The organism is Pseudarthrobacter sp. MEB009, from assembly GCF_030208875.1.
Classification (GTDB): Bacteria; Actinomycetota; Actinomycetes; order Actinomycetales; family Micrococcaceae; genus Arthrobacter.
The window spans coordinates 173,862-186,114 of sequence record NZ_JARVTC010000006.1 but is presented as its reverse complement, the minus strand read 5'-3'; the positions used below and the strand labels follow the sequence as shown (position 1 = coordinate 186,114).

Sequence of the window (12,253 nt, the reverse complement as noted above, 5' to 3'; positions counted from 1 at the left end):
GGACAATACGTCTCCATAATCGCTGTTGCCAGCCTAACGTTAAGGGCATTCCCACCCGCACGCTATCCGAGGATATTTCCGTGGCACCCCCACCGCCGTCGCAGGCAACCGTCGCCCAGCCCGTCATCGATTCCGCAGCAGCCGCTCCGCCGGCGGACCGGACCCAGCCCATTCCGGTTGTGGCTGAACGGCTGCCCTGGCGGCATACGTTCATTTCGCTGCAGGTGCCCAACTTCCGCATCTTCGCCGTGGGCCACTTCATCGCCGTGATAGCCATCTGGATGCAACGGATCGCGCAGGACTGGCTGGTGCTGGAGCTCTCCGGTTCGGTCACCGCCGTCGGCTTCACCGTGGCCCTCCAGTTCCTGCCCTCACTCCTGCTGGGCCCCTGGGGCGGCATGGTCGCCGACCGGTTCGCCAAACGGAAAATCCTGATCCTGTGCCAAAGCATGGCAGCAGTCCTCGCGGCTGCGCTGGCCGCACTGGCCCTGACCGGCGCCATCGCCGTGTGGCACGTCTACGTGATTGCGCTGGTCCTGGGCCTGGTGACAGTCCTCGACCAGCCGGCCCGGCAGGTTTTTGTCAACGAACTGGTGGGCCCGAAGTACCTCCGCAACGCCATCAGCGTTAACTCCACCACGTTCCAGCTGGGCGGCCTGATCGGCCCCGCGCTGGCCGGGCTGCTCCTGACTGCCGTGGGTGCCGGCTGGGCCTTCGCCGCCAATGCTGTGGCCTGCTGCTCCACGGTGGCCATGCTCCTGGTGCTCCGCAAGGACCAGTTGTTTGTCAGCGCGCCGGCACCCAAGAGCAAGGGAATGCTCCGGCAGGGCCTTCGGTACGCGTTGAGCAAGCCCACCATCTACTGGCCGTGGCTGATGGCCGGCTTTGTTGCCGTGTTTGCCATGAGCCTGCCCGTGATCCTGGCCGCCTTCGCCGACCACGTTTATAACATCGGCGCCGGCGGCTACGGACTCCTGAACGCACTGGTGGCGCTCGGTGCCTTGGTCGGCGCGGTTGCCTCCACCCGGCGGCGGCAGCTGCGGCTGCGGTCGGTGGTGTTTTGCGCCGGAATGTACGGTGCCATGCTGTGCCTCGCGGCGCTGATGCCATCCATGGTGTGGTTCGGCGCCGTGATGGTCCTCTCCGGGTTCTGGTGCCTGATGTTCCTGACCGGCTCCAACCAATTGGTCCAGATCAGCTCCAACATGGGGATCCGCGGCCGTGTGATGAGCCTGTACATCATGGTTCTCATCGGCGGCCAGGCCCTGGGCGGGCCGATGCTCGGCTGGATCGCCGAACATGCGGATCCGCACGTGGCGTTGCTGGTTTCCGGCGGCGTGCCGGCGCTCGCCGCCCTGACGGTCGCGATTGTGCTCGCCAGGAAGGGCTCACTGCACCTGAAGGTGGATGTGCGGGACCGGCGCCGGCCGGTCCGGATCGTGGACCGGCCGGCGGCCACGTAGCCCTACCCCTCGGGTTTGCCCACCCAGGCGAATGCGGCCACCACCAGCGCCGAAATGCCGGCGTCGAGCGTGGGGCGGATGACGGGGGCAAAATGCGGGGAGTGGTTGGACGGGATGGTGGACGCGACCGTCCCGTCCTGCACCGCCTTGCCGTAAACCACGGGATCGGTGCCGCCCAGCAGCCAGTAAACGAGGGGAGCCCCGACGGCTGTGGCGAGGGTGCCCACGTCCTCACTGCCGGTGACGGGGCCGGGGTCGACGGCGCCACCCAGCTCCGCGGCGAACGCTTCCCGCACGCGGGCCGTGGCGTCGTGGTTGTTGACCACCACGGGGAAGTGTTCCCCGGCGGTGATCGCCGGCGGCAGGGGAGCGCCGGAAGCCGCCGCCTCACCGTTGATGATGCGGGTCATCCCGCTGATCATCCGCTCCCGGACCGCCGGATCCGCGGTCCGCATACTGATGCCCAGCTGGGCTTCTTCGGGAATGATGTTGTCCTTGGTGCCGGCGTGGAGCTGGCCGACGGTCAGGACGGCTGTCTCGTTGCCGCCGATTTCGCGGGATACCAGCGCCTGCAGCCGCATGATGGTGGCCGCGGCCATCACCACAGGATCAACGGTGGTTTCCGGCCGGGAGCCATGGCCGCTGCGGCCGAACAGCGTCACCGAGAAGCTGTCGGACCCGGCGAAGGCAGGTCCGGCATGCACGCCCAGCGCACCGGCGGGGAACGGGGCCACATGCTGTCCCAGGACAACGTCCGGCACCGGGAAACGGTCAAAGAGGCCGTCCGCCACCATGTCCCGGGCGCCGGCGCCGGTTTCTTCGGCCGGTTGGAACACCGCCACGATGGTTCCGGCCCAGGCCGGCCGATGGGCGCTGAACAGGGTGGCCGCGCCGAGGAGGCAGGTGACGTGGACGTCGTGGCCGCACGCGTGCATTACGGGAACATCGGCCCCCGTGGGCCCGGTGCCGCGCGCGGTGCTGGCGTAGCCCAATCCGGACTTCTCCAGGACGGGAAGGCCGTCCATGTCCGCACGGAGCATCACTGTGGGTCCGTCGCCGTTCCGCAGGACACCCACGACGCCGGTCCCGCCCACTCCGGCGTGGACCTCCCAGCCCAGCCCGGTGAGCCGTTCGGCCACGATTCCTGCCGTTCGGACTTCGGCGCCGGAGAGTTCGGGATGCCGGTGCAGATCCTCGTAAACTCCGGTGAGGTCCTGTGCCAACCCTGCAACGTCGTCCAAAACCTTTGTCATGCCAGTCCTTACTTCCGGGTTCGCTTGCCTTGCGACCCTACGCCCGCAGGCTGGCGAAGGCCGGGCCGAAGGCTGGGCGTTCACCGATCGCAAAACCGCCGTCGGAAAAGGGAAAAGTGTGGCCTTGCCCGCGCCGGCCGGTCCGGATCGTGGACCAGCCGGCGGCCGGGGCCCAGGGTCAGGGCTGCGCGGCGGGGGCGGCCTGGTTCCTGGCGGCGTGCGGATAGTCCGCCTCCCGCTGCTGGAACTTGAGCACGTCCTTGTTGAGGATCACGCCGGCGCGGATTTCGATGGCCCGTGCCAGGGTTTCGTTGCGGTCCCATTCCGCCGGGCCGCTGATCACAGGCTCGAGGAACGGCAGCAGGGCCTGGCTGATCTCCCAGCTGGAGGAATTCCAGAGGTACGACGGGCTGTGGTCCACCGCGTAGTAGTTGATGTGGTCGCCCACCGTGAACATGGGCTCGGCGAAGGTGGTGGAACGGGCCCAGCTGAACCCCATGCCGTCATCGCAGGAGACGTCCACAATCAGGCTGCCCGGGCTGAACGCCGCGAGGTCTTCCGTCCGGAGATAGGTCAGCGGATTGTTCGGATCCTGCAGCGTGCAGTTGACCACGATGTCGCTTTCGGCCAGGAACGGCGCCAGCGGCAGCCGGCCCCGGTCGGTGATGACCTGGCTCAGGAAGGGCGCTTCGTCGTCGTGGTCGAACTGCACGATGTTCACCGAGTGGATCGGGGCGCCCACAGCCGCAATTCCGCGGTTGGTGAGGACCTTGACGTCGTGGACGCCGTGGGCGTTCAGCGCGGTCACGGCGCCCCGTGCGGTGGCGCCGAACCCGATCACCACGGCACTGAGCCGGCGGCCGTAGTCGCCGGTGGAACCGGTGAGCGAGAGTGCGTGCAGCACCGAGCAGTAGCCGGCCAGTTCGTTGTTTTTATGGAACACGTGCAGGCCAAAACCGCCGTCGCTGGCCCAGTGGTTCATGGCCTCAAACGCGATCAGCGTCAGTTTTTTGTCGATTGCCAGTTGGGTGATGGCCCGGTCCTGGACACAGTGCGGCCATCCCCACAGGACCTGGCCGTCACGCAGTTCCGCCAGATCTTCGGGTTGCGGTTTGGGCAGCAGCACAACGTCGGCCTCCGCCAGCAGCCTCTCCCGTGACACCATTTTGCCCACGAGGGTGGCTAAGTGCGCATCGCCGACGCCGAACCGTTCGCCGTAGCCGTGTTCCAGGATGATGTGTTCGCGCAGTTCCGGGGCGATCCGCTCGAAATGGAGGGGATGGATGGGCAAGCGGCGTTCGTCGGGTTTGCGCGTGGAGGCCAGGACGCCCAGGCTCAGCCGGGTCTGTTGGCCGCTCACTTCTTTTTGGCTGCCTTGCCGGGGGTGGTGTCGATGGAGCTGGCCGGCGCAGAGGCGGCCTTCTTGTCTGCGCGCTTTTCCTTGATGGACTTGCCGGATTTTTTGGATGCTGCTTGACGCGGGGACTTGTCAGCCATTTGTGCTCCTGTAGCGGAACCGAATAGGTTCCTGGCTTCTGACCCTACACGGGCGGACCTAATGGCCGGCTGGCGGGCATACGGCGGCAGGTGACCCGCGCTGCCGGGCCGGGTGCCGGCGTCGTCCGTGGTGCCGGTGAAGGCGGGAAGATTGGAGCGGCTGACGGGAATCGAACCCGCGTATCAAGCTTGGGAAGCTAGCGCTCTACCATTGAGCTACAGCCGCAATGCCGCCGCCTCAGCGGGGCAGAACTTAGCTTAGCGCAGATGTCGGGCCCCGGCCGCCCATGCCTTCCCGCCGTGTCACGGGCTGCGCGTCATCTGCGTAACTCTTCCATAACGTCCCCTGCTGCAGGTGGAACGGGCACCGCGGCGCTGGTTAACCTGAAGCGGAAGCTGCGGCGTCGGGGGACGCAGCCAGTCAACCGCCAGGCACGCATCGATCACGGGAAGGATCCATGGCAACCGCAGAACATGAGGTCCTCATCAGGCGCGATGCGATGTCCGTGTACCTGTACCTGCTGGACGTGACCAACCTTCCGGTGTGGCGCGACGGCGTCCGGAGCGTCGCCCTGCTGAAAGGTTCCGAGGGCACCAAAGGCACCGTGTACCGGCAGATGGTGGCCGGGCGGTCCGGGCTGAGTATTCCGGCCGAACTGGAGATTACCGAGGCCAGGCCGGGGGCCGAGATCCAGTTCCGGATCACGTCTGGTCCCGCGCTCCGCCTGGGCGGCTACTTCCTCAGCACCGAAACGGCCGGCACGCGGGTCCGGTGCGCACTCGAAGCTCCGCCCGAAGGCCGGTTCGGGTTCCTGAACCGGTCTGCTTTCCGGAGCAGGCTGCTCCAGCGCAGCCTTCGCTCCGAGGTGGCGCAACTGGAAAACCTCCGGGCAGTGATGGAGCTCCAGCCGGCCGCTTAGCTGCTGCCCTACTGGGCCAGCCGGTGTCCTGCCCACGGGCCGGGAATGTTGGACGGTGATGCGAGGCGGCCCGCGCTGACATCCCAGAACTGGACAACATCACCTGAGCGTTTGAGCGCCAGTCCCGTGGAATTGGTGCCGGTTACTCCGCGCAGGGGCCTGATCCCGGTGACGTCCTGCCACCCCGCCGCGATCACGGGCCTGGCCTCCGCGCGCAGCGCCGGGGTTCCCCAGCCGCGGTAGAGCCTGGCGGTGCCGTCGTTTGCGACCGCGACCAGGTCCTGGAAGCCGTCGCCGTCGAAATCAACCATTGACAGTTTCCGGGCGGGGTTGATCGTGGCCACCAGGGTCCTGGCCGAGAGGTCGCCCAGGCCCTTGTTGGGATAAAGGAAAACATTCCCGGCCGTGTCCTGGGCGAGGATCTGGGGCAGCCGGTTATTGGCACACCAGCCACCCACCGCGAGCGACAAGGTGTTCCATCCGCCGCTGCCCACTGTCACGGCGGCGCGAAAGCCGCCTGCCTGGATGCCCTGGTGCACGGTCAGGTTGCCGTTGGTCCACTGGACCAGCAGGTCGTAGGCGCCGTCACGGTTCCAGTCCGTGACAAAGACGTCCTTGGCACCGCCGAATCCCGTACCGATGGTCTTGGCCGCGCCGTAGGACCTGGCGCCGTTCGATGCCCGGTTGACCAATTGCCCCGATGCGTTGACGCTGACCAGGTCTCCCGGGCCTTTGATGGCCGCAGCGGACAGGTTGAGGGTGGGCGGCATCTGCTTGCCCGGCGCGTCGCACATGGTGGGCGCAGGAGCAGGAAGCGGCGGTGTGACGGCGGCGCCGCCCGGGCTGTTGGTGGTTCCGGCCGGAAGCGTGGTGTAGCCGAAGAAGTTCACCACGCCCCAGATTCGGTACTGCCGGTCCGTGTAGGTGATCCCGGCGCCCATAACGTTGAAGCGGGGATCGAGCAGCATGGCGTTGTGGCCGGGGGAGCCTTTCCACCACTCCACCAGCTGCGCGGCATCCCGGTCCGTACGGATTGCAATCACTTCACCCGCGCCGTTGTTGGGGTTCATGGCCCGTGGATCGGTCCAGAAGTTTGCCCGGTGCTCGATGACCTCCCGGGAAGCGATGTTGTTGGACCATTCCTGGGCCAACCCGGCAACGGTGGCGTGGTATTTCAACGGGTTCAGGCCACGCGAAACACGGTATTCATTGATTTTTGTGAAGACCGTGAGGACCGCGGCTGCGTTGCTGTCCGGGACCAGTGACTCGGTTTGCAGGCTCCTGGCTGTGGCCTCGGGAGCTGCGCGGCGCTGGGCCTGGTTCGCGGCGAGCTCCTCGTCCGGTGCCCAGAGCGGGCCGATGGACGGGACAACCGGCTCGGCTGCGGGTTTTGGGGCCGGGACCGGGTTGGTTGCCGGCTTAGCAGCCGGCTGGGGCGCGGCCGGTTGGGCCGGGGCCGCCGGAACGGACGCGGGAGCCAGCACCGTGTGTGGGGTGTCCGGAGCTGAGGCCTCCGGGTCCGGAGCGTCCACCGCGGGAAGGACCGGCATCGAAAGGTCGGGTGCCAAGGGGGCAGGTGCCGCAGCGTCCGTTTCTCCGGCCGGGGCAGTTTCCGGAGCGTCGACCGTCAATGCTGCGGGAGCGGGCTGTGCCGCCGTGCCCGTCAGGCTGCCGGGTTCCAGCCCCGCCGTCGACCCGGCCGGGGCGTCCTGCGCCTGGACCTGGCCGCCGGTGCCGGGGCCGGCGTCGAGCTGCGCGGCGGAGAGGCCTGCAGACGACGAAACGAGCGCAAGGGCGCAGAAAGCGCCAACAATTGAAGGCGCAAAGAATTTATTCACTATTTTCCCCAGCTAAATTGGGCCATCCGGGAGACCATCCGGCGCCTGAGATCCTGAGGCAACATTAGCCGCGCCGTGCAGCAGGAACAATGCATACGGTAATTTGGGATCGTGCTGATCTCTGACCGCGACATACGTGCCGAAATAGACTCCCAGCGGATTGTGCTGGAACCGTACGATCCCGCAATGGTCCAGCCGTCCTCAGTGGACGTCCGGATTGACAGGTTCTTCCGGCTTTTCGACAACCACAAGTACGCGCACATTGATCCGGCCGAGGAACAGCCGGAGCTCACGCGCCTGGTGGAAGTGGAGCAGGGCGAGGCATTTATCCTGCACCCGGGCGAGTTCGTGCTGGGCTCCACCTACGAAACGGTGACGCTGCCGGATGACATCGCCGCCCGCCTGGAAGGCAAGTCTTCCCTGGGCCGGCTTGGGCTGCTGACGCACTCCACCGCAGGCTTCATCGATCCCGGGTTCTCCGGCCACGTGACCCTGGAACTCTCCAACATGGCAACCCTGCCCATCAAACTGTGGCCCGGTATGAAAATCGGCCAGCTCTGCTTCTTCCGGCTGACGTCCGCAGCGGAGCATCCCTACGGTTCCGGCGAATACGGCAACCGCTACCAGGGCCAGCGCGGTCCCACCGCCAGCCGCAGCCACCTGAACTTCCACCGCACGGACATTTAGGACCCGGCCGGGTCCGGCGCCGGCTTCCGCTACGCCTTGGCGGTGACGCGGGGACCGCCCAGGATGGCCTTCATCAAAGGTTCCACAAAGCGGGCGGCCAGCGGTCCCACCACGGCCATGATCAGCACGTACGCGGTGGCCAGGGCCGCGAGCTCGTCCGGGACGGCGCCTGAAGTGACCGCGAGCCCGGCGATGACGATGGAGAACTCACCACGGGCAATAAGGGCTGCCCCGGCCCGGAACCGGCCGGGCCGGGCGATGCCCGCCCTTTTGGCTGCCCAGATGCCGGTGACCATCTTGGTGGCTGCGGTGACAAGTGCCAGCGCCAGCGCCCATCCCAGCACCGGCGGGATGGACGTGGGATCGGTGTTCAGCCCGAAGGCCACAAAGAAGATGGCGGCAAACAGGTCCCGGAGCGGCTCAAGGATCCGGGTGGCGTTATGGGCGGTGGCTCCGGAGATGGCGATGCCCAGCATAAAGGCGCCCACCGCCGCGGAAACCTGCATGGCCGAGGCGACGCCGGCCACCAGCAGCGCGGCCCCCAGCACGTTGAGCAGGAACACCTCGGAGTTCTCGCTGTGCACCGCCTTGGACACGTGGTGCCCGTGGCGCAGCGCCACCACAAGGACGAAGGTGACCACCGCCAGGGCGATGCCCACGGTGGTCAGGCCGCCCAGGAAGCTGACGCCAGCCAGGGTGGCGGTCAAGATGGGCAGGTACACGGCCATGGCCAGGTCCTCGAACACCAGGATGGACAGCACCACCGGCGTCTCGCGGTTGCCCAGCCGGCCCAGGTCCGTGATCACCTTGGCGGCGATGCCGGACGAGGAGATGTAGGTGACGCCGCCCATCACCATGGCGCCTACGCCGCCCCACCCCAGCAGCAGGGCCAGGGCGGCGCCCGGCAGGAAGTTCAGGACCAGGTCAAGGACGCCGGCCTGCCAGGACCTGCGCAGACCGGTGAAAAGCTCGGCCGCCGTATATTCCAGTCCGAGCATAAGCAGCAGCAGGATCACGCCGATTTCGCCGGAAAGGTGGGCGAACTCGTGCATGCCGTCGAGTTTGATGACGCCGCCGGCACCGAAGGCGAGGCCGCCCAGGAGGTACAGCGGGATGGGTGACATTCCGATCCGTCCGGCCAGCCGGGCCAGCAGGCCCAGGCAGAACACAACGGCCCCCAGTTCAATGAGGGTCAGGGCCAGCGGGTCCACCGGGATCAGCCGTTACGCAGGATATCGGCCGCGGAGTCAAGGCCTTCCTGGGTTCCGACAGCCACCAGCAGGTCACCGGTGTGGAGGATGGCATCCGGGCCGGGGGAGGGCAGGACTTCGCCCTCCCGCATGATGGCAACGATGGATACGCCGCACCGCGTCCGGATGCACGCTTTTCCCATGGGTTGGTTCTGGAACGGGGAGCCCGGCGTAATGGAGAACTGCCGCGTGACGATCCCGGGAATGTCCTTGTGCTCTTCCGTCAGTTTCATGGCCAGGTGCTGCCCGCCCAGGAGGTTTCCCAGGGTGGCGGCCTCGTCGCCGGTCAGCGGGATTGAGGCCTGGCAGGTATCCGGATCGTCCCAGGTGGAAACGATGAGTTCGGTTTGCCCCTCGCGCAGCTCAACGACACCGATCCGGCGTCCTGTCGCCGTCATGAAATCCTTCCGTCGGCCAAGGCCGGGAAGGTCTGTCTCATCCACATTCATGCGTCCAGCCTAGTCTGCGCCGGCCCCTTGTGGGGTGGATTCAGGACTGCCGGGAATCCGCCCACGTGGTCAGCCGGCCGCACATGCCGTACCCCTCCTCCGGGCGCTGCCGGGCGGTGGCCACGGCGGAACCGGAGAGCGGCGCAGCGGAGCCCGCAGCCAGGTCTGCCAGCGCCTGCCCGGTTGCCTCCACCTGCCGGCGCACCGTGTCTTCCCAGATTTTTGTCCACTGGGCCACTTTGGGGCGCACCAGTGCTGCCGCGAGGTGGTGGAAGGCCGTCAGGGCCGCCGGTCCATCGCGCCGCACCGATGTATGCAGTTCGGCGTACCCTTCCAGGGCGAGGTCCCGCCGCCGCCGGGCTGCGGCGGCCACCGCGGAGTCTGCAGCGCCCGCGGGCAGGGCCGCGGCTGCGGCATACAGCTCCGGATCCTCGAGGATCCGGCGCGGAAAGGTCAGCACGGAGTCGCCGGCCTCGGGCAGTCCGGCGTTGGACATGATGACGGTCAGGGTGAGGCCATCCGGGTTGACCAGGCGGTGCACGGTGCCGGGGCTGAACCACAACAGGGAACCCGGTTCCAGGACGTGCTCTTCAGCGCCAGCCATGGTCAGGGTATGGACCGCCCCCGAGCCTGCCGTGACCAGGTATGCCTCGGCGGAAACGGTGTGCAGGTGAGGTGAGCCGCCGCATAACCCATCCGCCGCCTCCCAGTCGTAGACGCGGAGGCCGGTCACGGCCGTGCCGCCCGGAAACCCTGGAACCGGCGGCCGGGTCACCGGTCCGCCCCCCCGGCTGAGCCGGCGGCCAGGGCCTCCAGCGCGGTTCCGGCCAGGGCTTCAATCCGGCCGGCGTCCGACTGGCCATCGGCGATCACCACTGCGTGGCGGAAGTGCAGCGTGGCGCCGGCGGCGAACAGGACCTCGGTGCTGAAGAACGGGGCCGGCCCCATGCAGGCGAACGGCTCGGACCGGGCAAACCATTCGGGCTGGGGGTTTCCGGCGGCCGGATCGTCCACCATGACCAGGGTGGAGTAGCGGCAGGTTTCGTCGTGCTGGCCCACAAAGGAGAGCCACGGTGCGCGCTTGCCGCGCAGTTCCTCTCCGGTGGCGCCGCCGGGAGCCAGGATGGTGCCGCCGGCAAATTCCCGGGGCCCCCGCCAGAACAGCCCACCATAACCGGCGTTGTCGCGGCCTTCTGTGGTGGGGGAGCCAATCTGGATATCGGCCCCGGAAACATTTGTCATGGCCGTGGCAAACACCAGGGTGTAGCTGCTGTCAGGGCCGGGCACCACGTGGAAGGAACGCTCCTCCGCCACCACCATGACGTCCTGCTGCGTGATCCAGTCCAGGGTGTGGGCAAAACGGAACGTCCCGCCGTCGTCCGTCACGGCGGCCGGCCCCCGGTGCCGCATGGCTCCGTTGTTGGGCAGCCACTGGTAGTCCTTGCCGCGCCGGTAACTGGGCCCGCCCCAGAAATTGTCGGGCCCCAGGTGCGGCAGGGACCAGGCGATGCCCTTGTGCCAGGTGTGGTCGTGCGGACGGTACGCCGTCACCACATCCCCGGCGGGGGTCCGGACGGGGTGGAAGTAGGGGCGCGGGGACTCCACCTGCGGGTCGTCCGCCGCGTAGGTGTAGGTCAGGACCTGGACGCCGTCGAGGGAAAGTTCGACGGCGGCGCCGTCGTCAGTCCACGAGAACGGGCTGGCGGAGGTGCTCATGCGGTGCTCTTTTCAAGTTTCCAGGGTTCGAGGTTGCCGTCGGCGCGGTCGAAGAACGGGTTTCCGTCCGTGATTTCGCCGCGGCGAACGGTGCTGCCGCCGATGGCGGACGCGTAGATGGCGGCGGCGAGTTCCATGGTGCGGTATGCATCGGCCGGTGGTACGGGCAGCGGAGTGCCCGCACTGAGTGCAGCGACGATGTGCGCGTACTGGGCGGCGTGTCCGCTGGGGGTCACCGGCTGGCCGTCGGCCCACGCTGCGGCCAGGTGCTCGTTGCCCGGGGCGGGCGTGAAACGCCAGTGCGCGTCGTCGTAGCCGTAGAGGTGCTCCAGTTCAACGGTGGCGTTTTCGTAGTCCAACCGCAGCTGCGAGGTCTCCCGCGGGGAGATGACGGAGTTGATGACCGTGCTCAGCGCGCCGGATTCAAACCGGACAATTGCGGTGGAAACGTCCTCGGTTTCCGTGCGCCGGGCCAGCCGGCCGGCAAATGCCGTGACTTCCTGCCACGGCCCCCACAGGTGGAGGAGCAGGTCGAACTGGTGGATGCCGTGCCCCATGGTGGGCCCGCCGCCTTCAACATCCCACTTACCGCGCCACGGCACATCAAAGTAGTCCTGGTCCCGGAACCACAGCGTGTTGCAGTATCCGGTCAGCGGGCTGCCCAGGGCGCCGCTCTCCTGCAGGGCCGCAAGTTTCCTGGCGCCGGAGCCGAACCGGTGCTGGAAGATGCAGCTGACCTGCCGGCCCGAGGCCCGCGCCGCAGCCTCAAGTTCCTCCATCTGCCGCAGCGACAGCGCCGGCGGCTTTTCCAGGACCACGTTCAAGCCCAGCGCCAGGGCTTCCAGTGCCAGGGGGGCGTGCGACGACGGCGGCGTGCAGATTGCAACCAAGTCCAGGCCGGCGGCGGCGGCGTCAGCGAGGGTCGGGGCAGTGGCGTTGATGCCCCACTTTTCGGCAAAGGCCGCGGCGCGGCCGGGATCGATGTCCACTGCCACCGCCAGTTCGGCGCCCCCCGCCAGCAGTGCTTCAGCATGGGCGTTGGCGATCCCGCCCGTGCCGACTATTCCCGCCCGGGGGCGGGGAAGGGGTGGTGTCATGGGCGGAACTCCTCGTCATTGAAGCAGAATGTTATCGATCACCTTTATTATGTGATCGATAACGTAATGCCGTCAAGGGCTGG

The 12,253-nt window shown here is 67.5% G+C and carries 12 protein-coding genes and 1 tRNA gene; 3 read left to right on the top strand and 10 right to left on the bottom strand.

Annotated features, from left to right (window positions below):
• Window positions 1-80 precede the first annotated feature (80 nt).
• Window positions 81-1,463, top strand: coding sequence for an MFS transporter (locus QRN07_RS05660; RefSeq protein WP_285240581.1), 1,383 nt, complete (start codon window positions 81-83; stop codon window positions 1,461-1,463).
• 2 nt (window positions 1,464-1,465) lie between these two features.
• Here the strand turns inward: QRN07_RS05660 and QRN07_RS05655 are convergent, their stop codons facing one another.
• From QRN07_RS05655 to QRN07_RS05640, 4 genes are all read right to left on the bottom strand, one after another.
• Window positions 1,466-2,716, bottom strand: coding sequence for an amidohydrolase (locus tag QRN07_RS05655; protein WP_285240580.1), 1,251 nt, complete (start codon window positions 2,714-2,716; stop codon window positions 1,466-1,468).
• 178 nt (window positions 2,717-2,894) lie between these two features.
• Window positions 2,895-4,076, bottom strand: a complete 1,182-nt coding sequence (locus QRN07_RS05650; protein WP_050685271.1) for a N(5)-(carboxyethyl)ornithine synthase — start codon at window positions 4,074-4,076, stop codon at window positions 2,895-2,897.
• The gene (locus QRN07_RS05645; protein WP_197273550.1) at window positions 4,073-4,213 is read right to left on the bottom strand and encodes a hypothetical protein; all 141 of its coding nucleotides are present in this window, start codon (window positions 4,211-4,213) and stop codon (window positions 4,073-4,075) included. Before QRN07_RS05645 ends, QRN07_RS05650 begins: the two co-directional genes overlap by 4 nt.
• A gap of 152 nt (window positions 4,214-4,365) precedes the next feature.
• Window positions 4,366-4,439 (bottom strand) — tRNA-Gly (locus tag QRN07_RS05640).
• Window positions 4,440-4,671: 232 nt separating this feature from the next.
• Between QRN07_RS05640 and QRN07_RS05635 the strand changes: the two genes are divergently transcribed.
• The gene (locus QRN07_RS05635; protein WP_285240579.1) at window positions 4,672-5,133 is read left to right on the top strand and encodes an SRPBCC family protein; all 462 of its coding nucleotides are present in this window, start codon (window positions 4,672-4,674) and stop codon (window positions 5,131-5,133) included.
• 8 nt (window positions 5,134-5,141) lie between these two features.
• On the opposite strand, the gene QRN07_RS05630 is transcribed toward QRN07_RS05635, so the two are convergent.
• Window positions 5,142-6,971 (bottom strand): CAP domain-containing protein, encoded by a 1,830-nt coding sequence (locus QRN07_RS05630; RefSeq protein WP_285240578.1) that lies wholly within the window; start codon window positions 6,969-6,971, stop codon window positions 5,142-5,144.
• 111 nt (window positions 6,972-7,082) lie between these two features.
• Here QRN07_RS05630 and dcd point away from each other — a divergent pair, with 111 nt between their 5' ends.
• Window positions 7,083-7,658 carry a dCTP deaminase gene (gene dcd / locus QRN07_RS05625; protein ID WP_285240577.1) on the top strand — a complete coding sequence of 192 codons (576 nt, stop codon included), beginning with the start codon at window positions 7,083-7,085 and terminating at the stop codon, window positions 7,656-7,658.
• A gap of 29 nt (window positions 7,659-7,687) precedes the next feature.
• On the opposite strand, the gene QRN07_RS05620 is transcribed toward dcd, so the two are convergent.
• Genes QRN07_RS05620 through QRN07_RS05600 form a run of 5 tightly spaced genes read right to left on the bottom strand, consistent with a single transcriptional unit; the run spans window position 7,688 to window position 12,170 of the window.
• On the bottom strand, window positions 7,688-8,869 hold the full coding sequence (locus QRN07_RS05620) for a cation:proton antiporter (protein ID WP_285240576.1): 1,182 nt from the start codon (window positions 8,867-8,869) through the stop codon (window positions 7,688-7,690).
• A 5-nt stretch (window positions 8,870-8,874) separates the two neighbouring features.
• A complete protein-coding gene (locus tag QRN07_RS05615) occupies window positions 8,875-9,357 on the bottom strand; it encodes a cation:proton antiporter regulatory subunit (RefSeq protein WP_050685267.1) in 483 nt (160 codons plus the stop codon).
• A gap of 40 nt (window positions 9,358-9,397) precedes the next feature.
• Complete coding sequence (locus tag QRN07_RS05610; RefSeq protein ID WP_235504630.1) at window positions 9,398-10,090, bottom strand: cupin domain-containing protein; 693 nt, start codon at window positions 10,088-10,090, stop codon at window positions 9,398-9,400.
• A gap of 38 nt (window positions 10,091-10,128) precedes the next feature.
• A complete protein-coding gene (locus QRN07_RS05605) occupies window positions 10,129-11,073 on the bottom strand; it encodes a DUF6807 domain-containing protein (protein ID WP_285240575.1) in 945 nt (314 codons plus the stop codon).
• Window positions 11,070-12,170, bottom strand: coding sequence for a Gfo/Idh/MocA family protein (locus tag QRN07_RS05600; RefSeq protein WP_285240574.1), 1,101 nt, complete (start codon window positions 12,168-12,170; stop codon window positions 11,070-11,072). The genes QRN07_RS05605 and QRN07_RS05600 overlap by 4 nt, the downstream gene beginning before the upstream one ends.
• Window positions 12,171-12,253: the final 83 nt, after the last annotated feature.